Source organism: Roseibium sediminis, from assembly GCF_008711325.1.
GTDB classification, from domain to species: domain Bacteria; phylum Pseudomonadota; class Alphaproteobacteria; order Rhizobiales; family Stappiaceae; genus Roseibium; species Roseibium sediminis.
Map to the genome: position 1 here is coordinate 213,730 of NZ_VXDB01000003.1, position 20,856 is coordinate 234,585.

Annotated in this window: 19 protein-coding genes; 5 read left to right on the forward strand and 14 right to left on the reverse strand. The window is 56.0% G+C overall.

Annotated elements, in window-relative coordinates; all coding sequences use genetic code 11:
* Positions 1 to 242 precede the first annotated feature (242 nt).
* From leuC to trmD, 3 genes are all read right to left on the reverse strand, one after another.
* Positions 243 to 1,655, reverse strand: a complete 1,413-nt coding sequence (leuC, locus tag F0155_RS04465) for a 3-isopropylmalate dehydratase large subunit (protein ID WP_150523273.1) — start codon at positions 1,653 to 1,655, stop codon at positions 243 to 245.
* Positions 1,656 to 1,909: 254 nt separating this feature from the next.
* A complete protein-coding gene (gene rplS, locus F0155_RS04470; RefSeq protein ID WP_150523274.1) occupies positions 1,910 to 2,365 on the reverse strand; it encodes a 50S ribosomal protein L19 in 456 nt (151 codons plus the stop codon).
* 709 nt (positions 2,366 to 3,074) lie between these two features.
* The gene (gene trmD / locus F0155_RS04475) at positions 3,075 to 3,767 is read right to left on the reverse strand and encodes a tRNA (guanosine(37)-N1)-methyltransferase TrmD (RefSeq protein ID WP_150523275.1); all 693 of its coding nucleotides are present in this window, start codon (positions 3,765 to 3,767) and stop codon (positions 3,075 to 3,077) included.
* 187 nt (positions 3,768 to 3,954) lie between these two features.
* Between trmD and F0155_RS04480 the strand changes: the two genes are divergently transcribed.
* The gene (locus F0155_RS04480) at positions 3,955 to 4,437 is read left to right on the forward strand and encodes a VanZ family protein (RefSeq protein WP_208999124.1); all 483 of its coding nucleotides are present in this window, start codon (positions 3,955 to 3,957) and stop codon (positions 4,435 to 4,437) included.
* Here the strand turns inward: F0155_RS04480 and rimM are convergent.
* The 4 genes from rimM to ffh are packed head-to-tail and all read right to left on the reverse strand — an operon-like array spanning position 4,401 to position 7,256.
* A complete protein-coding gene (gene rimM, locus F0155_RS04485) occupies positions 4,401 to 4,940 on the reverse strand; it encodes a ribosome maturation factor RimM (RefSeq protein WP_150523277.1) in 540 nt (179 codons plus the stop codon). The two genes, F0155_RS04480 and rimM, sit on opposite strands and share 37 nt — an antisense overlap.
* A gap of 44 nt (positions 4,941 to 4,984) precedes the next feature.
* The gene (gene rpsP / locus F0155_RS04490; protein WP_150523278.1) at positions 4,985 to 5,371 is read right to left on the reverse strand and encodes a 30S ribosomal protein S16; all 387 of its coding nucleotides are present in this window, start codon (positions 5,369 to 5,371) and stop codon (positions 4,985 to 4,987) included.
* Between the two features lie 17 nt (positions 5,372 to 5,388).
* Complete coding sequence (locus F0155_RS04495) at positions 5,389 to 5,712, reverse strand: chorismate mutase (protein ID WP_192913749.1); 324 nt, start codon at positions 5,710 to 5,712, stop codon at positions 5,389 to 5,391.
* On the reverse strand, positions 5,709 to 7,256 hold the full coding sequence (gene ffh, locus F0155_RS04500) for a signal recognition particle protein (protein ID WP_150523279.1): 1,548 nt from the start codon (positions 7,254 to 7,256) through the stop codon (positions 5,709 to 5,711). Before ffh ends, F0155_RS04495 begins: the two co-directional genes overlap by 4 nt.
* 377 nt (positions 7,257 to 7,633) lie before the next feature.
* Here ffh and F0155_RS04510 point away from each other — a divergent pair, with 377 nt between their 5' ends.
* Complete coding sequence (locus tag F0155_RS04510) at positions 7,634 to 9,076, forward strand: TrkH family potassium uptake protein (protein WP_208999125.1); 1,443 nt, start codon at positions 7,634 to 7,636, stop codon at positions 9,074 to 9,076.
* Positions 9,077 to 9,169: 93 nt separating this feature from the next.
* Here the strand turns inward: F0155_RS04510 and F0155_RS04515 are convergent, their stop codons facing one another.
* Both F0155_RS04515 and F0155_RS04520 read right to left on the reverse strand, forming a co-directional pair.
* Positions 9,170 to 9,400: an EF-hand domain-containing protein gene (locus F0155_RS04515; protein ID WP_150523281.1), complete on the reverse strand. Its 231-nt coding sequence runs from the start codon at positions 9,398 to 9,400 to the stop codon at positions 9,170 to 9,172.
* Positions 9,401 to 9,637: 237 nt separating this feature from the next.
* Complete coding sequence (locus F0155_RS04520) at positions 9,638 to 10,312, reverse strand: YggS family pyridoxal phosphate-dependent enzyme (protein ID WP_150523282.1); 675 nt, start codon at positions 10,310 to 10,312, stop codon at positions 9,638 to 9,640.
* A 221-nt stretch (positions 10,313 to 10,533) separates the two neighbouring features.
* On the opposite strand from F0155_RS04520, the gene leuS reads away from it, so the two are divergent.
* From leuS to holA, 3 genes are read left to right on the forward strand one after another with little or no spacing between them, the layout of a single operon-like run.
* A complete protein-coding gene (gene leuS, locus F0155_RS04525; protein WP_150523283.1) occupies positions 10,534 to 13,140 on the forward strand; it encodes a leucine--tRNA ligase in 2,607 nt (868 codons plus the stop codon).
* Positions 13,127 to 13,687, forward strand: a complete 561-nt coding sequence (gene lptE / locus F0155_RS04530) for an LPS assembly lipoprotein LptE (protein ID WP_150523284.1) — start codon at positions 13,127 to 13,129, stop codon at positions 13,685 to 13,687. Before leuS ends, lptE begins: the two co-directional genes overlap by 14 nt.
* A gap of 21 nt (positions 13,688 to 13,708) precedes the next feature.
* On the forward strand, positions 13,709 to 14,752 hold the full coding sequence (holA, locus tag F0155_RS04535; RefSeq protein ID WP_150523285.1) for a DNA polymerase III subunit delta: 1,044 nt from the start codon (positions 13,709 to 13,711) through the stop codon (positions 14,750 to 14,752).
* Between the two features lie 57 nt (positions 14,753 to 14,809).
* Here holA and F0155_RS04540 read toward each other — a convergent pair whose 3' ends face one another.
* The 5 genes from F0155_RS04540 to mnmE form a co-directional block, all read right to left on the reverse strand.
* Complete coding sequence (locus tag F0155_RS04540) at positions 14,810 to 15,724, reverse strand: ParB/RepB/Spo0J family partition protein (RefSeq protein WP_150523286.1); 915 nt, start codon at positions 15,722 to 15,724, stop codon at positions 14,810 to 14,812.
* A 113-nt stretch (positions 15,725 to 15,837) separates the two neighbouring features.
* Positions 15,838 to 16,662 carry a ParA family protein gene (locus tag F0155_RS04545; RefSeq protein ID WP_150523287.1) on the reverse strand — a complete coding sequence of 275 codons (825 nt, stop codon included), beginning with the start codon at positions 16,660 to 16,662 and terminating at the stop codon, positions 15,838 to 15,840.
* 15 nt (positions 16,663 to 16,677) lie between these two features.
* Positions 16,678 to 17,331, reverse strand: coding sequence for a 16S rRNA (guanine(527)-N(7))-methyltransferase RsmG (gene rsmG / locus F0155_RS04550; protein ID WP_150523288.1), 654 nt, complete (start codon positions 17,329 to 17,331; stop codon positions 16,678 to 16,680).
* 2 nt (positions 17,332 to 17,333) lie between these two features.
* Positions 17,334 to 19,211: a tRNA uridine-5-carboxymethylaminomethyl(34) synthesis enzyme MnmG gene (mnmG, locus tag F0155_RS04555; protein WP_150523289.1), complete on the reverse strand. Its 1,878-nt coding sequence runs from the start codon at positions 19,209 to 19,211 to the stop codon at positions 17,334 to 17,336.
* Between the two features lie 286 nt (positions 19,212 to 19,497).
* The gene (mnmE, locus tag F0155_RS04560; RefSeq protein WP_150523290.1) at positions 19,498 to 20,841 is read right to left on the reverse strand and encodes a tRNA uridine-5-carboxymethylaminomethyl(34) synthesis GTPase MnmE; all 1,344 of its coding nucleotides are present in this window, start codon (positions 20,839 to 20,841) and stop codon (positions 19,498 to 19,500) included.
* Positions 20,842 to 20,856: the final 15 nt, after the last annotated feature.

Sequence of the window (20,856 nt, forward strand, 5' to 3'; positions counted from 1 at the left end):
AGGGACACCGTTTGCCCTCTTGTGACGGGAGTATTGTAGTGCCGACGTGACACTCTTGTGAAGCCTTGAATTTTGTTAGGTAACAACAGATGCACTCCCGCAAGGGGAGGCTAGGCAATAACACTAAGTAGCTGAGCAGGCATTTGAAACCCGACAATGGCCGCAGCCACTGGAAGGTCCCCGAAAGTCAAAACGGGCGCCGGTTAAGGCGCCCGCTGGATTGATTGCCCCAAGAAGGCGAATCAGTTTGAAGACCACTCGCGAATATCGACGAAGTGACCGGCAATTGCGGCAGCTGCGGCCATCGCTGGAGACACCAGATGGGTCCGCCCCTTGTAGCCCTGGCGGCCCTCGAAGTTGCGGTTTGAGGTCGACGCACAGCGTTCGCCCGGCTGCAGCTTGTCAGCGTTCATGGCAAGGCACATGGAGCAACCCGGCTCGCGCCATTCAAAACCGGCATTCTTGAAGATCACGTCGAGCCCTTCAGACTCAGCCTGTTCTTTCACGAGACCGGAGCCCGGCACCACCATGGCGTTGACGCCGTCCTTGACCTTGCCATTGCCGATAACAGCCGCTGCGGCCCGCAGGTCCTCGATCCGGCCATTGGTGCAAGACCCGATGAACACGCGATCAATAGAGATGTCCGTGATCTTCGTACCCGGCTCCAGACCCATATACTCAAGGGCACGGATCTTGGAGCTGCGGCGGTTTTCATCGTCGATCTCGGAGGGGTTCGGAACAACTCCCTGAACCGAAATCACGTCTTCCGGCGAAGAACCCCAGCTGACGATTGGCGGCAGGTTTGCTGCATCAAGACGCACAACCTTGTCGAAATGAGCCCCTTCATCCGTGTGAAGCGTTTTCCAGTATTCGACAGCACGGTCCCAGGCTTCACCGGTCGGGGCTTTCGGGCGACCCTTTACATAGGCGAATGTCTTTTCATCCGGGGCAATCAGGCCGGCGCGGGCCCCGCCTTCGATCGACATGTTGCAGACCGTCATCCGGCCTTCCATGGAAAGCGCACGAATGGCTTCACCGGCATATTCGATCACATAACCGGTACCACCAGCGGTACCGATTTCACCAATGATCGCCAGTACGATATCTTTTGCGCTGACACCTTCCGGAAGCTTGCCGTCGACCTGAACAAGCATGTTCTTGGCCTTCTTCTGGATCAGCGTCTGAGTGGCAAGAACATGCTCGACTTCCGACGTGCCGATACCATGCGCGAGCGAGCCAAAAGCACCATGGGTGGAGGTGTGACTATCACCGCACACAATGGTCATGCCAGGCAGGGTAAAGCCTTGCTCCGGACCGACGATGTGAACCACGCCCTGACGATTGTCGAGCTCGGAATAATATTCGATGCCGAATTCTGCAGCGTTCCTGGCGAGCGTATCGACCTGAAGAGCGGATTCCGGGTCATCAATACCGTTCGAACGGTCCGTGGTCGGCACGTTGTGGTCAACCACCGCAAGCGTCTTGAAGGGTTGGCGGACCTTGCGGCCATTCATGCGCAGACCTTCAAACGCCTGAGGGCTTGTCACTTCATGTACGAGATGGCGGTCGATATAGAGAAGACCGGTTCCGTCTTCCTGCATGTCTACCAGGTGATCGTCCCAGATCTTGTCGTAAAGCGTTCTTGCGGTTGCCATGGTTCTCTCCTGAAACCGTACTCAACATCCCCGGGTAACGAACGCTGCTCCCCCGCGCGTCCGGCCCCTTAGCGGATGACCCCTGAAAGCCGAATTCCGGCATGAATTTTTGTCAGGTTATGACATGCCCAAGCCCGGCCATTTGGTCAAGCATTTCAAGTTGAGCTTTTGTCAACGTCGTTTGACGAAGTCCGGGGAGGCGCAAAAAAAGGCGACCCGGAGGCCGCCTTTTCGAATTCCAATGGAGCGCCTGCTTATTCAGCAGCTGCTTCTGCGGCCTTTGCTTCGGCCTTAGCAACCTTTGCAGCAGCTGCCTCGGCACGAGTTTCCTCGTTAAGGCGCTTTGCACGAACGTTGGTTGCTTCAACGATACGTGCGGACTTGCCGCGACGGTCACGCAGGTAGTAGAGCTTCGCGCGGCGAACCTTACCACGACGAACAACTTCAACACCTTCCAGCATCGGAGAGTAGACCGGGAATACGCGCTCTACGCCTTCGCCATAGGAGATCTTGCGAACGGTGAAGCTCTCGTTGATGCCGCCGCCGGAACGGGCAATGCAGACACCTTCGTAGGCCTGTGTACGTGTACGGTTGCCTTCAGAGACGCGCACGTTGACACGAACCGTGTCGCCCGGAGAAAATTCCGGAAGCTTGCGCTGCTCTTCGATGCGGGCCATTTCGGCTGCATTCAGCTCTTCAATAATGTTCATGGCATTTTTCCCTTTTGAATTACAAAACCACCTCGTCCGGATCGCTAGACGAAACGTCCGGATGGCTTTGGGCCATGTTGAACAGATGTCGCGAAAGCATGGACGAACCGTACGTAAGGTCCATTTCCAGCCATTCAGCGGCGTCTAATACGCGAAAAATAGGCGGTTGTCATGCTGTTTCTTGCAGCCTTTCAGCCAAATTTCCCTCTCTAGATGAGGTCTCCGGCTGGCCGCAGAGGGGGTCTGGTCACCTCGCCACCCCCTTTTGCCGATTGACGGCGATAGAAATCGCGACCCCTCGGCCTCAAATTGCCACCGATCAGTCAACGACACCCACTAACTCATAAATAGAGTGGAAATATTTTTGCGACCAAAAATAGTAATTCCGCGCAGTTTTATATGCATTGGCATGCAAAATTCGACATTTCATTACAATAGACCGGAGATCGTGAAAACCACTCTACATTTTTCACGCTTTTTGCACGCGACAATCCGAAAACAATCTGCATAATAATAACAGTGGTCACGAATAAAGGTCTTGGGAAAGATTTTCGTTGACACGATGGCTTGGGAGTCTGGATATTTAAAGCCATGTTTTAGCACTTTTCAGGGGGTTCGTGGCAGCTGCCTTTGGCAGCTGCCACTTTTGCTTTAAGACCCCTAGCAAGCTGGCAATTTGGTAGCTGAATTACCTTTCACTCTGAAAACCTTACTCTACGTAGTTTCCCCAAAGGTCCGGTCGTCGATCACGCGTGAGCTCTTCTGATTTCTGCAATCTCCATTCGGCAATCTTCTTGTGGTTGCCGGAAGTCAGCACGTCGGGAATGGTCATTCCTTCAAATTCCGCCGGACGGGTATAGTGCGGGTGCTCCAGCAGTCCGTTCTCGAAACTCTCCGTATCCGCGCTTTCGAGATTACCCATCACCCCAGGTATCAGGCGCACAATCGCATCAAGCATTGTGAGCGCTGCCATTTCCCCCCCGGAAAGAATGTAGTCGCCGACGGAAATCTCCTCGAGGTTCCGTCTGTCGATCACGCGCTGATCAATCCCTTCAAAACGACCGCATACAATGATCGCACCCGGCCCTTTTGCCAGCTCATGGGCCCGGGCCTGAGTGAATGGTGTGCCACGCGGGCTCATGAGAAGGCGAGGCCGCGGATCATCCGGTGGTGCGGCTGCATCTATCGCGCTTGCAAGGACATCCGCCCGCAGCACCATTCCAGCCCCACCTCCGGCAGGTGTATCATCAACCGAGCGATGCTTGTCCGTGGCGTGGTCCCGGATTTGGCACGCCTCTATGGACCAAAGCTCCCTTTCAAGGCCACGACCGGCCAGGCTGTGCCCCAAAGGGCCAGGAAACATATCAGGGTAAAGGGTCAATATGGTGCTCTTGAACGTCATATGGACCGGCGCCTCGTGGTCATTCTGAAATCCGCTGCCTGCAATTGATTAACCAAGCACTCGGAACACACCCAATCGGGTTGGAAAAGCGTGGAGATCAAGCAGGTTGTTAATCACTCATCGGCTAAGAACACCGTATCCCAGCATGGAGAGTCCGGTGATCGTTTTCCGAAATAAGGCAATCAGTGTGAAATTGCCAAGCTTTATCCAGAAGCGTGTCGATCAGCATTATCTCGACATCTCCCTGACGCGTATCCTGCCGCTCGTTTCGCTGCTGACATTCGGTGTTCTTGTCGGACTGGTCTTCAACACGGGATTGGACCATCCCTATGACAAGCTTGTCCATGTTGGATTCTTTGCGCTCCTGACGCTATCCATTCATACGTTGTTCTGCTGCCGCCTGCGCATTTCGGCTCTTGTATCCTTCGCGCTAGGCCTGGGCGGTGAGGCAATACAAGGGTTTCTACCCCACCATCATTCATCGCTGGACGATGCCCTGGCAAATGCGATCGGCATAGCGCTCGTTGTTGCTGCCATTGCGCTGAAACGTTCTGAACTGCGGCAAGCCATGGTCTCCGAACCAGTCGAACTGGAATTCGACCAATTTGACCTCCAGCCGGTCAAGTCAAGAGTTCAGTCGTCCGATTCCGAAGGCGATTCCGATAAGTAATCGTCCGGCAAATCCGCCTTCACGATACCTGCCTCCAGATCGATCTCGGGAACAAAGGCCTTGGTAAAGGGCAGATAATAAGTCGCACCGCGGCGAGGGCGGACTTCAAGAAGATCACCTGCACCGAAATCCTGAACGGTCACGATCTTACCGAGCGGCTCACCGGACATGTCCGTGACGGTCATGCCGACGAGGTCCTCGTGATAAAACTCGTCGTCTTCCAGATCGGGCAGCTGATCGCGGGTGATGAACAGCTCCAGGCCGTTCAGTTCTTCAGCCGCATTGCGGTCGTCAATTCCGACAAATTTCGTGACAACGACCGTTTTCTGGACGCGGGCCCGTTCGATCTCGAACGTCTTGTCCGCTTTTCGTGTCACCAACGTGCCATAGTCCGTGAAGGAGAGGGGGTCATCACCAAAGGCTTTGACCCGCACCTCCCCACGAATGCCGTGGGCTGCGCCAATACGCGCCATGAGCACCAGATTGTCATCTGCTTCACTCATGGCGCTTCCTTGAGGATTACGTTCGGCACAGCCGTTGCCCGGACTTATTCTGCAGCAGCTTCTTCAGCGGCAGCAGCAGCGGCTGCTGCGGCTTCAGCTTCAGCAGCGTTCTTCTCGTCGAGACGCTCCTGAGCCTTGCGGCCGAGCTGTGCCTTCTTCGGGTTGTTGCGTGCGTCACGCTTCAGAACGCCAGCCGCATCAAGGAAGCGGTGAACGCGGTCGGTCGGCTTTGCGCCGGTACCGAGCCAATACTGGATGCGCTCGACGTCCAGCTTGACGCGATCCTCGGAATCCTTCGGCAGCATCGGGTTGTAGGAACCAACCTTTTCGATGAAGCGGCCATCGCGCGGTGCGCGGATGTCAGCAACAACGATGCGGTAGTACGGACGCTTCTTGGAACCGCCACGTGCAAGGCGAATTTTCGTAGCCATTAGTCTTCTCCAGTTGTCTAGTTGCCGCTTTCCGCGGCAATGGCTTCATGGTGCCGGATGACTTCCCGAACGATGAAGTTCAGGAATTTTTCGGCAAAATCAGGATCGAGATTGGCATCGCTTGCCAATTGGCGAAGCCGTTCGATCTGGATCCTCTCGCGCGCCGGATCAGCCGGCGGCAAATTGTGTTCAGCCTTGAGGTGGCCAACCTTTTGAGTGCACTTGAACCGTTCTGCCAGCATGTGCACCAGCGCAGCATCAATATTGTCGATGGATCCGCGCAGACATTTCAGCTCTTCCAGTGCCTTGCTGGTTCCGAGCTGCTGTTCAGCATCACTCATTTTTTCTTGCCCTTACCCATGCCCGGCAATCCGCCGAGCCCTCCTGGCATCTTCAGGCCGCCAAGACCCGGAAAACCGGACATGCCCGGAGGAAGACCGGCGCCGCCAAGACCACCGGGAAGTCCCTTTGGCAGCTCCCCTCCCCCGGGGAGCTGACCGGACTTCGCCATTTCCTCGAGAGCTTTCGGATCCATGTTCGGCATGCCGCCGCCAAGGCCACCCATCAGCTTGCCGAGCATGCCTTTGCCCTTGCCCATCTTCTTCATCATGTCCGCCATCTGGCGGTGCATCTTGAGAAGCTTGTTGACTTCGGCAACGTCCACGCCGGAACCCGTCGCAATACGCTTCTTGCGGCTCGCCTTCAGAAGATCGGGCTTGCGGCGCTCGATCGCTGTCATTGACTGGATGATTGCAATCTGACGTTTGAACATCTTGTCATCGAGACCGGCAGCATCGATCTGCTTCTTCATTTTTCCGACGCCCGGCAACATGCCCATCATGCCGGACATACCGCCGAGTTTTTCCATTTGGCGAAGCTGCTCAGCCAGATCTTCCAGATCAAAATGACCCTTCTGCATCTTTCTGGCCATCTGCGCGGCCTTTTCCGCGTCAATGGCTTCAGCTGCCTTCTCGACCAGCGACACGATATCGCCCATGCCGAGAATACGATCTGCAATCCGCTTGGGATGAAAATCTTCCAAAGCGTCGGACTTTTCGCCCGTACCGATCAGCTTGACCGGCTTGCCCGTAACCGCCTGCATGGACAGGGCCGCACCGCCGCGTCCGTCACCGTCCATACGGGTCAGCGCGATACCTGTGATCCCGACGCGCTCGTCGAAACTCTGGGCAAGGTTGACCGCATCCTGACCGGTTAGCGCATCAGCAACGAGAAGGATTTCATGCGGATTGGCCGCGGCTTTCACCTCGGCCATCTCGATCATCAAAGGCTCATCGATGTGGATACGGCCCGCCGTATCCAGCATGACAACATCATAGCCACCGAGCTTTGCGGCAGACATTGCGCGCTTTGCAATCTCGACCGGCCCCTGACCTTCGATGATCGGAAGCGTATCGATCTGGTTCTGCTCGCCGAGAACCTTCAGCTGTTCCTGCGCAGCCGGACGGCGCGTGTCCAAAGACGCCATCAGGACCTTGCGCTTGTCGCGTTGGGTCAGGCGACGGGCGATCTTGGAAGTTGTTGTGGTCTTACCGGAGCCCTGCAAACCGACCATCATGATGGCAACCGGCGCGGGAGCGTTCAGATCGATGAACTGGCCTTCGGCGCCAAGCATCTCCACCAGCTGATCATGGACGATCTTGACGACCATCTGACCCGGGGTGATTGACTTGACGACTTCAGCACCAACGGCGCGATGGCGAACCTTGTCCGTGAAAGAGCGAACAACCGGAAGTGCCACGTCCGCTTCGATCAGCGCGCGGCGGATTTCGCGCAGCGCTTCATTGACGTCATTTTCGGACAAAGCACCACGGCCGGTGAGCTTGTCGAAAATTCCGCTTAGTCGATCGGACAGACTTTCAAACATCAATTGATCCCTAACGGTTCTGGCTGGACTTGCCTAAAGGAAGGCGCAGTCCCGATCCATGAGAGAGCAAACTGGCAGACCACCGCGCAAAGCAGTTTTGCACCCGAGGGCGCATCGCGCTGTCGGGTGGTAACCTCCAGGAACTCTTTACACCTTTTCGGGTCCTGGTCGGCGGTCTGACTTGTACACTCGCTCATATGGAGTGGCCGGGATATGCCGCAAGATGAACTTGGAGTCAAGGTTTTCCAAGGAAACAACACGTACTCGCAAAATCGTACATGCAAGAACCGACTTGTTTTTTGCAGTGCACAGGAGGATAAGATCTTTCATCGCTGCGTCATGTACGGAGTGGATCGGTCAAGATCCGGTACGAAGCCATGAATTATCGCGCAATCGCGCACCCGATCGGTCACCTCCTCCTGTTGATCGCATTTCTAATGCTGATTCCGGCAGGAGTTGATGGGTTCTTCGGCAACCCGGACTGGATCGTTTTCCTGAAATCATTTGTGATTGTCGGCGGGATCGGTGCGCTCACGACGACTGCGTTCTATGGAGAAGCCCCGCTTTATCGCTTCCGCGATGCAGTCATTTTCGTGAACGCTGCCTGGCTGGTCTTTTCCCTCGCCGGAGCCATGCCCCTTTACGAGAGCTCGCTCAACATCAGTTTCACGGACGCATTTTTCGAGGCCGCGTCCGGATTGACGACAACCGGGTCAACGGTCCTCACCGGCCTTGATAATCTCCCGCCAGGGATTTTGCTGTGGCGATCACTGTTGCAATGGATCGGAGGAATTGGGGTCGTCGCTCTCGGAATATGGCTCCTACCCGGTCTGCGTGTCGCGGGCAGTCAGCTCTTTGCGATCGAGTCATCGGAAAACACGACAAAGCCATATGGCCGCGTCAGTCCGTTCGTCATCCGCCTCCTGTCGCTGTATGCCGGGCTGACGCTCGCCTGCACCTTCAGCTACATGGCGGTCGGCATGTCGCCCTTCAACGCCATCAACCACGCTTTCACCACCGTCTCGACCGGTGGCTTTTCAACGTCAGACATGTCCTTCGGACAATTCAGCGGGATCGGTGCCTACTGGGTCGCTATTATCTTCATGCTGGCCTCAAGCGTGCCGTTTCTCTACCTGATCCGCACTATGGAGCAGCGCAATCTTGCATTCGACCCGCAAATCCTGGCGCTGCTGATCGTCTGTTTCGTTGGATCCTTTGCCGTGTTTCTCGCAGAACGTTTCATCGTTCATGACACGCCGTTTCACATGTTCACGCTCGCGACCTTCAACGTTGTCTCGGTTATCTCGACAACAGGATACGCGGCAAATGACTATCTGAAGTTCGGACCGCTAGTGGTCTGCATATTCTTCATCCTGACCTTCTTTGGCGGGTGCAGCGGATCCACGTCGGGCGGGTTCAAGATGTTCCGCCTTACCATTCTGTCCAATTACATTCTCGGGCTGTCGAGACGGATCGTTCGCCCCCACCGTATCATCAGCACCCGATATCGCGGCGAACCAGTTTCAAGTCCGATCCTTGAAGGCGTCCTAGTTTTTGCCGTCCTATACACCGCTACATTCTCGCTATTTGCCGGCATTTACGCGGCAGCGGGACTGGATCTGGAAACGGCGCTCAGCGCGTCTATTACCGCTCTTGCAAATGTCGGTCCGGGGGTCGGCAATACAATCGGCCCGTCGGGAACATTTCAAACATTGCCTGATCCGGTGAAGTGGATGCTGGCCTTTCAAATGATCCTTGGCCGTTTGGAAATTCTGGTCGGGCTGTTGATTTTCACCCCGGACTTCTGGCTCGACAAATAAAAAACCACCGCTGGCATCGAGCGAGCGGTGGTTTCGATCAGGCAGGTCTGTCAGGCATCAAAAAGGCAAGACAGACCCATATGCCTTTCAGCATTACTGCTGGATGGATTCGAACTCATCGGCGTCGAGCGAACCGTCCTGATTAGCGTCAGCTGCCTTGAAAGCATCTTCGGTAACAGTGGTGATCACTGCGGAGATTTCTTCGAAGGACACAACGCCATCAGCATTGCTGTCGACATCTTCGAAGGCGACGCCCTGTGCAAGCGCGGCGGTGGAAACCGATACGGCACCGGCAACAAGCGCAGCAAATAGACGTTTGGACATTTCATGAGCTCCAATTTGAGACTGAAGTTCCGCATCTCATCCGCCGCAGCCACATTAGCCGGGCGGTCCGGAACGACGCGGAATTTGATGTGCCATGAAGGCGGGCCCAAGGCCGATTTTTGGAGCACTTAAGGTGTTGTTGTGGCAGGTAAAATTTACGTGATCTGAAATATGTCCAAATTCTGCCTTTTTGTGATCTGTGTGGTGGAATTGTGGCGAACCGCTTGAGGCAAAGACTTATCCATAGTCTCGAGAGCCGAAAATCGCGGAGCCGACCCGGACATACGTGGCTCCAAAGTCGACAGCTGTTTCATAGTCGGATGACATGCCCATGGAGAGTTGCGACAATCCGTTTCGTCGAGCAATCTTTTCAAGCAGGGCAAAGTGTGGACCAGGGGCATCTTCCACCGGGGGAATGCACATCAGTCCAATGATGTTCAAGCCGATTTCATCCCGGCAGAGGCGAATGAACGCGTCTGTTTCCTTCGGCGCGATGCCTGCCTTCTGGGGTTCCTCACCGGTGTTCACCTGAACGAAACATGGCAGATTGCGGCCCTGCTTCTCCATCTCCGTCTTCAGTGCCCGGGCAATTTTCTCGCGATCGACCGTGTGAACCACATCAAAAGTCTGAACAGCTTCTTTGGCCTTGTTCGATTGCAGCGGGCCAATAAGGTGGAGTTCGATGCCGTCAAACTCCTCCCGCAAGGCGGGCCACTTGCCCATGGCCTCCTGAACCCGGTTCTCACCAAAAACTCGCTGTCCGGCCTCAAGAACCGGGCGAATGTCGTTGGCGCCAAAGGTTTTCGAGACCGCAATCAAGTTGACGGAGCCATTTTCCCGTCCAGCGTCGGCTTCAGCCTTTTGAAGGTCTGCATTCACGCTTTTCAGACGGTCGATCGCAGTCTCGGTCATGTCTTGCCCCGGTTACTCAAGATGGAGTGTCTCCCCTGATTGGATGGAACCGGCAAAAAAAGCAAGTCACCAGGGAATATCCCGCTTTTCTCGGCATTTGTTGGGCCAAGGCGCTTCAACTTGGTTGACCGGAGCGCAATTTTCTGGTGACAGTCCGGCAACCACTCAACTGGCAAAACGCACCGCCTCCCATTCCGGTGCACAGAAAAACGGCAACTTTTATGGCAACCGAACGGTACAACGCGCGCGAAGTCGAAGCGCGCTGGCGGAAGGTCTGGAACGAGAAGAATGTATTCGTCACGCAGAATGACGATCCTCGGGACAAGTATTACGTCCTTGAGATGTTCCCCTACCCGTCCGGCCGCATTCACATGGGCCATGTTCGAAACTATGCCATGGGCGATGTCGTGGCCCGTTACAAGCGCGCAAGAGGATTCAACGTCCTTCACCCGATGGGCTGGGACGCGTTCGGTATGCCGGCAGAAAACGCTGCCATGCAGAACAAGGTACATCCGCGCGACTGGACCTATGAGAACATCGCAACCATGCGCGACCAGCTCAAGTCCATGGGTTTGTCGCTGGACTGGAGCCGCGAGTTCGCAACCTGCGATGTGGAATATTACATGCAGCAGCAGCGCCTGTTCCTGAAGTTTCTGGAAGCCGGGCTGGTCTATCGCAAGAAGTCCAAGGTCAACTGGGACCCGGTCGACATGACCGTTCTTGCCAACGAGCAGGTGATCGACGGGCGCGGCTGGCGCTCAGGTGCGCTTGTCGAACAGCGCGAACTGACCCAATGGTTCTTCCGCATTTCCGATTATTCGGAAGACCTGCTGGAAGCGATCGAGACCCTCGACCGCTGGCCGGAAAAAGTACGTCTCATGCAAAAGAACTGGATCGGCAAGTCGGAAGGCCTGCGCGTCCGCTTCGAATTCACAGCCCCGGCTCCGACTGGCGACAATGATCTGGAAATTTTTACGACCCGCCCGGACACGCTTTTCGGTGCATCCTTCATGGGTCTTTCCCCGGACCATCCGATATCTGCAAAGCTTGCCGAGGAGAATCCGACTCTGAAGGCCTTCATCGACGAATGCCGACGCGTCGGAACCTCAGAAGAAGCTATTGAAAAGGCAGAGAAAACTGGTGTCGATACAGGTCTTCGCGTCAAACATCCGCTGGACAGCTCCATTGAACTGCCGGTCTATGTCGCGAACTTCATCCTGATGGATTACGGAACTGGCGCTATCTTTGCCTGTCCGGCACACGATCAGCGTGACTTGGATTTTGCCCGCAAATATGGCCTGCCCGTACGCCCTGTCGTTTTGCCAAAGGATGCCGATCCAGCGACATTCGATGTTGCCGAAGAGGCCTACACAGATGACGGTACGATCTTCAATTCCGGCTTTCTGGACGGCATGAGCATTACCGATGCCAAGGAAGCAGTTGCCGCCAAGCTGGAATCCGTCACCATCGGAAATTCCGCCCAGGCGCAGCGCCAGATCAATTACCGTCTTCGTGACTGGGGTATTTCGCGCCAGCGGTATTGGGGATGTCCCATACCGGTCGTCCACTGCGACGATTGCGGGGTTGTTCCGGAGAAAAGCGAGAACCTTCCGGTCGAGTTGCCTTCCGATATCGATTTTGACAAGCCGGGTAACCCGCTGGATCGTCATCCGACCTGGCGCAATGTCGCCTGCCCGTCTTGCGGAAAGCCGGCAAGGCGCGAAACCGACACCATGGACACCTTCGTCGATTCCTCCTGGTATTTCGCCCGCTTCACCGCGCCGCGCTGCGAGGAACCAACCGAACCGCAAACAGCAACAGATTGGCTGCCGGTTGACCAGTATATCGGCGGCATCGAACACGCGATCCTGCACCTCCTCTATTCGCGCTTCTTCACCCGCGCCATGCAGAAGGTTGGCGCTGTGGACCTGAAAGAGCCGTTCAAGGGCCTCTTCACGCAGGGCATGGTGGTTCACGAGACCTACAAGGGCGCAGACGGCAAATGGCTGAGCCCGGCGGAGATCACCATTTCCGATTCGGACGGCAAGCGCACAGCTGTTCATACTCAAAACGGATCGGCGGTCGAGATCGGTTCGATCGAGAAAATGTCCAAGTCGAAAAAGAACACCATAGATCCGACGGACATCATCGACACCTACGGTGCAGACACGGCTCGCTGGTTCATGCTGTCGGATTCTCCGCCAGAGCGTGACGTGATCTGGACCGAGGAAGGTGTTCAGGGAGCCTGGCGCTTCGTACAGCGTGTCTGGCGCCTTGTTGGCGAGATTTCAGAGATCGCAAACAGTGGATCGGCAGCGCAAGCCTCGGGAGCAGCTCAGGACCTTCGCAAGGCCGCTCACAAGGCTCTTGCAGTCACCTCGAACGATTTGGACAACCTTGGCTTCAACCGCGTCATTGCCCGCGCCTATGACCTCGTCAATCAGATCAGCAAGGTGCTGAATGGCGCAACGGATGTTCCGGGACGCGCCTTTGCGCTTCATGAAGCAGGACGCATCCTGGTTCAGATCATCGGACCGGTGATGCCACATCTTGCCGAAGAGTGCTGGAAGGAACTAGGAGGCGAAGGCCTACTCTGCGAAACAGCATGGCCAGTTGCTGATGACAGCCTTCTGGTGGATGACACGATCATCTATCCGATCCAGATCAACGGAAAACGTCGCGGCGAACTGACAATTGCAAAAGAGGCTTCCAAAGAGGAGGTCGAAGCGGCTACCTTGGCACTTGATTTCGTTCAAAAATCACTTGAAGGCAATGCGCCGAAGAAGCTGATCGTCGTGCCGCAAAGGATCGTCAATGTCGTCGTCTAAAAGCCCATCCCGCCGACACTTTACCGGACTAGCCCTTTCCGCACTGGGAATGGCCGTCCTTTTGGGCGGATGTCAGATACGGCCGCTGTATGGCTCGCTCGGGTCCTCGGCCGATCCTGGATCGGACGTGGCGAACGAGCTTGCTGCCATTTCGCTGGATTCGATCGGCGGCATCTCCCGCCGACCGGCCGCTCGCGAACTTTACAACGAGCTGACGTTCAAGTTACAGCGCGGAACGTCTCCTGCAGGTGAAAAATACCGTCTGAGGGTGCAGGCAAACATCTCGACGGCTGCGGTCAGCGTCCAGCAGTTCTCGGACGTTCCCGCCTCCTACACGATGACCATGAACGCCCACTTCATCCTGACCGACATTGCAACAGACAAGGCCTTGCTGACAGGCAAGTCCTTCTCCACGGCAGCCTTTGACTTCTCAAATCAGCGTTTTGCCAATGAACGGGCAAGCCGGGATGCGGAAGAACGGGTTGCCCGTGCGGTTGCTCAGGACATTCATGCCCGACTTGCAGGCTATTTCGCGCAAAACCGATAACACCTGCACCCGGAGGCATTCGTGACAACGCTCAAGGCATCCGAGGCCGACAGGTTTGTATCCTATCCCCCTCCAGCGGGCGGTGTGATCCTGATCTTCGGCCCGGATACCGGGTTGGTGTCCGAACGGGCGACACGCCTCGTCCAGAAGGCGTCAGAAGGCGATAGCGACCCATTCAACCTTGCCAAACTCGATGCATCGGAACTCGTTTCTGATCCGACTCGTTTGATGGATGAAGTCCTGACCATTCCCCTTTTTGGCGGGCGGCGGATCATCTGGATCAAGGAAACCTCAGGCAAGAACCTTAATCCTGCCCTCGACCCGCTTCTCAAACTCGACGACTGGCCCTCTCTGGTGGTTATCGAGGGCGGTGACATCAAGAAGGGTGTCGGCCTCAGAAAGCTCATCGAGCCGCACAAACGCGCCGTCGCAATCCCCTGTTACGTCGATGGGGAGCGAACAATCGATCAGTTGATTGACGAGGAAACCCGTGAGGCCGGGATCACGATTTCCAGAGAGGCACGCGCGGCCCTGCACAGCCTTCTGGGGGGCGATCGCATGGCAAGCCGCGGCGAGCTCAAGAAGCTCTGCCTCTACACGCTCGGCAAGGACCGGATCGAAACCGAAGACATCACCGCCATCATCGGTGATGCATCGGCATTTGAAACGTCCGAATTGATCGATGCGGCTGCGACCGGAGATCTCGCCACGCTGGACCACGGCCTGGAAAGGCTCTCGGCAGCCGGTTCAAATGCCTCCGTCATTGCAAATCAGGCCCTGAAACACTTCCAGCTCCTGCATCGCATGCGGGCAGACGTTGATCAGGGGCGCAGCGCGTCTCAGGTGGTCGATGGACAGCGTCCGCCAATTTTCTTTGGTAGGCGCCCCTCCATGTCCAGACAACTCCAGATATGGGCTTCAAGGGATTTGGAGAAGGCTCTGAGCATCCTGGCAGACGCAACCAAGGTTTCCCGCCTGAATGACAATCTGGGTGTTCCAGTGCTCTCTGAGGCGCTTTTGACAATTGCCCGCGTTGCAAAGGCTCGCAGTTCCAGAAACAGATAAGGCGGCACACATGTACCGCCTTTGATCGAGGTTTCGGTTTCGATTCGACCAGTCGCCTCAGCGCACCTCGACGCCAAGCTTCTTGCAGATCTCGTCCAACTGCTCCAGCGAAGTATACTTGATCTTCAGATCACCCGTTTCCTTGCCCGGCTTATGGCCAAGCGTGACCTTCAATCCCAGCGTATCGGAAAGACGCTTCTCGAGGGACTTGGTATCCGCGTCCTTCTCCGCCTTTGTCGAAGGTTCCTTGCCCTTTCCAAGAAGACGGGCAAGGGCTTCTGGATCTTGCGCCAGCTTTTCGGCATCGCGGACGGTCAAGCCGCGTTCCACCAGAATCTCGGCAAGCGCTGCCGGGTCTTCAACGGTGATAAGTGCTCTGGCGTGGCCAGCCGTCAAAAGTCCCTCGGCAAGATAGTCCTTCACGGAGTTGGGCAGTTTCATCAGGCGCATCGTATTGGCAACATGGCTGCGGCTCTTGCCGATCACCTTGGCCAACTCACCCTGGCTGTATTTGAACTCCGCGACCAGTTGCTCATAGCCCATTGCTTCTTCGATCGGGTTCAGGTCCGCGCGCTGGACGTTTTCAATGATCGCAAGCTCAAGCGCTTCCTGATCAGTAACGTCGCGAATGATGATCGGCGCCTCGTGCAACCCTGCCCTCTGCGCGGCACGCCAACGGCGCTCGCCGGCGATGATCTCATATCGATCCACCTGCCCTGCAGCCGGACGAACGAGGATAGGTTGGACAATGCCTTTTGCCCGAAGCGATTCGGACAGATCGGCGAGATCCTTTTCGGCAAAAGTCTTGCGTGGGTTTCGCGGATTTGGAGTCAGGTGCTCGATCGGAACACGTTTCGTATCCCGATGAATGCGCTCCGACGGAGCCTCCGAGGCTGGTTGTGTAGACGCATCGCCAATAAGAGCCGCAAGACCACGGCCCAATCGCTTCTGCTTTCCGCCTTCTTCAGCCATCATACAACCCTACTCTTTTTATTTTTTATTTCAGATACTTAAGTCGAAACCGAAGTGTTTTCCGAACACCGGCTAATCACTTCGCTTCCGAATCGGTTCTTGAGCCGGTCCGCTCAGGCCGCAACACGGCGCAAATCGCGTTCCCGCTGTATAATCTCGGAGGCCAGCTTGAGATAGGCCTGACTACCCGCGCATTTCAGATCATACAGAAGCGCAGGCTTTCCGTAGGACGGAGCTTCAGAAATGCGGACGTTTCGCGGGATCACCGTTTCATAAACCGCATCGCCCATGGTCTCGCGCACATCCGCAACCACCTGCGCCGACAAATTGTTGCGGCTGTCATACATGGTCAGGACGATGCCATGGATCGTCAATTCGCCGTTCAGTGCGTTGCGCACCTGTTCAACCGTGCTGAGCAACTGGCTCAGACCTTCCAGTGCAAAGAACTCGCATTGCAGCGGAACAAGGATTGAGTGCGAAGCGGCCAGCGCATTGATGGTCAGGAGGTTCAGCGACGGCGGACAATCAACCAACACATAGGTGAAGCCGATGTCCTGATAGAGCCGCGAGCGGGTCAGGTTCTGGATTGCGTTTCGCAACCGAAAAGCGCGATCACCACTGGACGCGATTTCAAGCTCCAGCCCCAGAAGGTCCATTGTGGACGGAGCCACCCAAAGGCGATTGACCGCGGTTTCCTTGATGGCTTCATCAAGTTCACAATCCCCGCTCAACACATCATAGGTTGAGAGGCCACGATCACGGCGCTCGATACCGAGACCCGTGGACGCGTTGCCCTGGGGATCAAGATCGATGACCAGAACCTTTTCCCCCACCGCAGCAAGGGCCGTCCCAAGATTGATGGCGGTCGTGGTTTTTCCAACGCCCCCCTTCTGATTGGCCAACGCCAACACGCGAGGATTTTCCGGAAGCATGCTCATTCGGACGATACCTTCCTAACTTGGCCGGGCGGAAATGTTTGAAACAACAAGCATCCGGCTCGTAGGGTCGATGACACTCTTCTTTTCTAACAGATCGAAATTCCAAGTGTGAGACGCTTCGTCAACTTCTCGCTGGAAATCTTGACCTTTGTGGAAAACGGCCTTGGCTCCGGCGCTTGTAAAGGGCTCTGCCAATGACAAAAGACTGTCCAAAGAGGCAAGGGCGCGAGCGGAAACCGCATCCACTGCCCCATGGCTCCAGGATTTCGCAACCGATTCGATCCGTCCGGGATAGACAGTCCCCTTCGACCCGGTCTCCCGAAGAGCCGTTCTGAGGAAAGCCGCCTTTTTCTGATTGCTCTCGATAAGATGCACATGTCCGTCGGGATCATCCGCCAGCACAATGGCGGTCACGATTCCCGGGAACCCGCCCCCGCTCCCAATGTCCACCCAGACCTTTGCTTCCGGCAAGGACCACGCGGTTTGTAGGCTGTCTGCGATATGTCGCACCCAGAGATCAGGGATCGTCGACGGCGCAATGAGGTTCTGCGCCTTTTGCCACTTCAAAACCAGATCAGCATAGATCTGGAGGCGGTCGAGAGTTTCACGTGAAACATCCCCATACTTATGCACAACCTGTGCAGTGTTGTTCAGCTTCTCCACAGACACGGTCAGGCTGCTGCTCCCGGCTTCTTCTGGCGTTTCAAATGAGAAAGGATCAATGTCAGGGCGGCCGGTGTCATTCCGTCCATACGCGATGCCTGCCCGAGTGTAGCGGGTCTGACAACTTCAAGCTTCTGTTTCACTTCGTTGGAAAGGCCAACAAGGCCGGCAAAGTCGAACTCTGCCGGGATTGCCAACGCCTCATCCTTCTTCAGCGCTTCGATATCCGCCGCCTGACGTTCCAGATAGACAGCATAGAGCGCATCCGTTGAGACCTGCTCTGCGATGGCCGGATCGATATCCTTCAGTTCCGGCCATACTTCAGCAAGTCGTTCGAAAGTCATATCCGGATAGGACAGAAGGTCAAACGCGGATCGACGGATCCCATCCTGATTGACCGGCAGACCCTTCCGGCTGGCTTCCGCCGGAGTGATCGTCAGCGCCTTCAAAAGCTCTTCTGCCTGTTTCAGTGAAACGAGTTTCGTTTCGAAAGCGACTCGACGCTGCTCGCCAACACATCCAATTTTGAGTCCCAACGGGGTCAGCCGCTGATCTGCATTATCCGCCCGCAGTGACAAGCGATACTCGGCTCTCGATGTGAACATGCGGTAGGGTTCCGTGATCCCACGGGTGATCAGGTCATCGATCATTACACCGATATAGCCCTGAGACCGATCCACTACGAAAGCGTCTTTACCCTGAGCTAAAAGCCCCGCATTGAGGCCAGCCACCAATCCCTGGGCTCCCGCTTCTTCATACCCGGTGGTGCCATTGATCTGGCCGGCCAGAAAGAGACCGGAACACTTCTTGGCTTCAAGCGTTGCCTTCAGTTCACGAGGATCGACATGATCATATTCAATGGCATATCCCGGCTGTATGACGACAACATCTTCCAACCCCGGAATAGTCTTGAGGAAGGCAAGCTGTGCGTCCTCCGGCAGGGATGTGGATATGCCATTTGGATAGACCGTGTGGTCATCCAGACCTTCCGGCTCCAGGAAAATCTGGTGGCCATCGCGGTCACCAAACCGAACGATCTTGTCCTCGATTGACGGGCAATACCGTGGGCCCCGCCCCTTGATCTCACCCGAATACATCGCCGACCGGGACAGGTTCTCCCGAATGATCCTATGGGTCTCCGGTGTCGTCCGGGTGATATGACACGCAATCTGGGGAACCGTGATCTTGTCCGTCAGCGTAGAGAAAGGAACAGGATCATCATCTGCAGGCTGTGCCTCCAGGCGTTCCCAATGAATGGTGCGCCCATCAAGGCGCGCAGGCGTCCCCGTCTTGAGGCGACCAAGATCAAAGCCGATTTGCTCCAGTGATTGAGACAAGCCCATCGCCGGCTCCTCGCCCGCGCGTCCAGCAGGGATCTTCTTGTCCCCGATATGGATCAACCCGCGCAGGAAAGTACCAGAGGTCAGGACAACGCTCTTCGCCGAAAGACGACGCCCGTCGGAAAGCTCCAGGCCAACGACCTTACCTTCCTCCAGAACGAACGCATGTGCTTCACCTTCGACGACCTTGAGATTCTCGATCTCGGAAATGGCCCGCTGCATCGCCTGCCGATAAAGCTTGCGGTCTGCCTGAGCTCGAGGCCCTCGAACCGCCGGTCCCTTGCGACGGTTCAGCATCCGATACTGGATACCGGCCTGATCCGCGACACGGCCCATCAACCCGTCGAGAGCGTCGATCTCGCGAACAAGATGTCCCTTCCCCAACCCGCCGATGGCAGGGTTGCAGGACATTACTCCGATCGTATCGAACTTGTGGGTCACCAGAGCGGTATCCGCCCCCACGCGCGCCGCGGCCGCCGCGGCCTCGCATCCGGCATGCCCGCCACCTATCACAACAACATCAAACGACAGGTCAAACTCTGACACCAGTCTCACCCTCTGATCTGGCTTCGGCCCATATTGGACCGACGTTCTGATTTTCGAAGATACACTGCGTTCCGCAGGAACCAAAAGCGTCAACTCGGATTAGCGAGGCACCCGGCATCCAGCCGCAGAATTTAATGCGTGTTATAGGCGCAGACGGGTCAATCGTCAAAGCCTAGAGACATGAGTAACCGATCGATACCGCTACGTCGCAAAATGATTCACGTGAAACATGTTTCGATTCTGAATCAACCGAGACTCTTCAATGATTCACGTGAAACAGAAACGATTATTTTCCGATGCAGAAATCCCTGAATATGACATCCAGAAGATCCTCGACATCTATACGCCCGGTAATTCTGCCCAGAGCATCTGCTGCGCGGCGCAAATCCTCTGCCCGGAGTTCAACCGGCAAATGCATCTGATCAACGGCAAGCCTCAGGGAGGTCTCGGCCTCATTGAGATAATGCCTGTGTCGCGCGCGGGTCGCCAATGGAGCTTCGCCGACAGAAATGGTTTCTTCTGCGAATCGAGTAAGGAAAGCCAAGAGGTCACGCATCCCATCGACGTCTTTAGTGGAGCAGCGGATATCGTCTGTCACGCCAAGGAATCGGGAGTCGAAACGATCGCGATCCTGCTTGGTTCTAACCACCCTCAATGGCACAACCTCACGAATACTTGGCTTCAAACCTTGATCAGGGTCTGTGGGTTCAATGCCTTCAGGCTCTACCGCCCACAAGATGAGGTCAGCGCCCTGCCCCCGTTCTTCGGCACGACGTATCCCTTCACGCTCAACAATACCTTCTGTCTGGCGAAGGCCGGCTGTATCTACCAGGGTCACAGGATAACCACCGAGGTCCATATGAACCTCAATCACGTCCCGTGTTGTCCCTGCCTCTTCCGTGACGATGGCAACGTCGCGCCCGGCCAGCGCATTTAACAAGCTCGACTTTCCGGCATTGGGCGCGCCCATGAGAACGACCTGCAGGCCGGAGCGAAGCCGCTCTCCACTTTTCGACTTGTTGAGATGGTCGGTTATTTCAGCTGCCAGGTCGCTCGCTTCACGCCAGACTTCGTCGGCAACGCTCCCGGGCACATCCTCTTCATCGGCAAAATCGAAATCTGCTTCGATCATGGCGCGCATATGGATGAGCCTCTTGCGCCAATCCTCATAAAGCGAACCAAGCGCACCACCCATCTGCCTAAACGCCTGGCGGCGTTGTTGCTCGGTTTCAGCAGCGATCAGGTCTGAAAGGCCTTCAACTTCGGTTAGGTCAAGGCGGCCCTGCTCAAACGCCCGACGTGTGAACTCACCAGGCTCAGCTGGCCTGCAACCTTCAAAGGATGACAACGCATTGAGGATCGAAGCAACCACGGCACGACCACCATGGCATTGCAGTTCTGCTACATCCTCCCCAGTGAAACTGGCAGGACCGCCGAAGAAGAGGACAAGAGCCTCATCAAGTGGCGTTCCGTCCTTGTCACGCAACACGCGCACCGATGCCTTTCGAACTGGCGGCACAGCACCGCACAGGCTTTTGATGATCTTGCGTGTTTGACCACCTGAAATACGGATGACCGCCACACCCGAAGGCACGGCACCACTCGACAGGGCGTAAATCGTATCGTTCATCTGCAGTAATAGTCC

What these genes read in the sequence shown, in the direction of transcription:
- lptE (WP_150523284.1), top strand. Translation starts at nt 13,127, where the DNA reads ATGTCGTCGTCTAAAAGCCCATCCCGCCGACACTTTACCGGACTAGCC.
- F0155_RS04520 (WP_150523282.1), bottom strand. Translation starts at nt 10,312, where the DNA reads ATGACCGAGACTGCGATCGACCGTCTGAAAAGCGTGAATGCAGACCTT.
- mnmE (WP_150523290.1), bottom strand. Translation starts at nt 20,841, where the DNA reads ATGAACGATACGATTTACGCCCTGTCGAGTGGTGCCGTGCCTTCGGGT.
- rpsP (WP_150523278.1), bottom strand. Translation starts at nt 5,371, where the DNA reads ATGGCTACGAAAATTCGCCTTGCACGTGGCGGTTCCAAGAAGCGTCCG.
- rimM (WP_150523277.1), bottom strand. Translation starts at nt 4,940, where the DNA reads ATGAGTGAAGCAGATGACAATCTGGTGCTCATGGCGCGTATTGGCGCA.
- F0155_RS04545 (WP_150523287.1), bottom strand. Translation starts at nt 16,662, where the DNA reads ATGAGCATGCTTCCGGAAAATCCTCGCGTGTTGGCGTTGGCCAATCAG.
- F0155_RS04540 (WP_150523286.1), bottom strand. Translation starts at nt 15,724, where the DNA reads ATGGCTGAAGAAGGCGGAAAGCAGAAGCGATTGGGCCGTGGTCTTGCG.
- trmD (WP_150523275.1), bottom strand. Translation starts at nt 3,767, where the DNA reads ATGACGTTCAAGAGCACCATATTGACCCTTTACCCTGATATGTTTCCT.
- F0155_RS04510 (WP_208999125.1), top strand. Translation starts at nt 7,634, where the DNA reads ATGAATTATCGCGCAATCGCGCACCCGATCGGTCACCTCCTCCTGTTG.
- rplS (WP_150523274.1), bottom strand. Translation starts at nt 2,365, where the DNA reads ATGAACATTATTGAAGAGCTGAATGCAGCCGAAATGGCCCGCATCGAA.
- F0155_RS04515 (WP_150523281.1), bottom strand. Translation starts at nt 9,400, where the DNA reads ATGTCCAAACGTCTATTTGCTGCGCTTGTTGCCGGTGCCGTATCGGTT.
- leuC (WP_150523273.1), bottom strand. Translation starts at nt 1,655, where the DNA reads ATGGCAACCGCAAGAACGCTTTACGACAAGATCTGGGACGATCACCTG.
- ffh (WP_150523279.1), bottom strand. Translation starts at nt 7,256, where the DNA reads ATGTTTGAAAGTCTGTCCGATCGACTAAGCGGAATTTTCGACAAGCTC.
- F0155_RS04495 (WP_192913749.1), bottom strand. Translation starts at nt 5,712, where the DNA reads ATGAGTGATGCTGAACAGCAGCTCGGAACCAGCAAGGCACTGGAAGAG.
- leuS (WP_150523283.1), top strand. Translation starts at nt 10,534, where the DNA reads ATGGCAACCGAACGGTACAACGCGCGCGAAGTCGAAGCGCGCTGGCGG.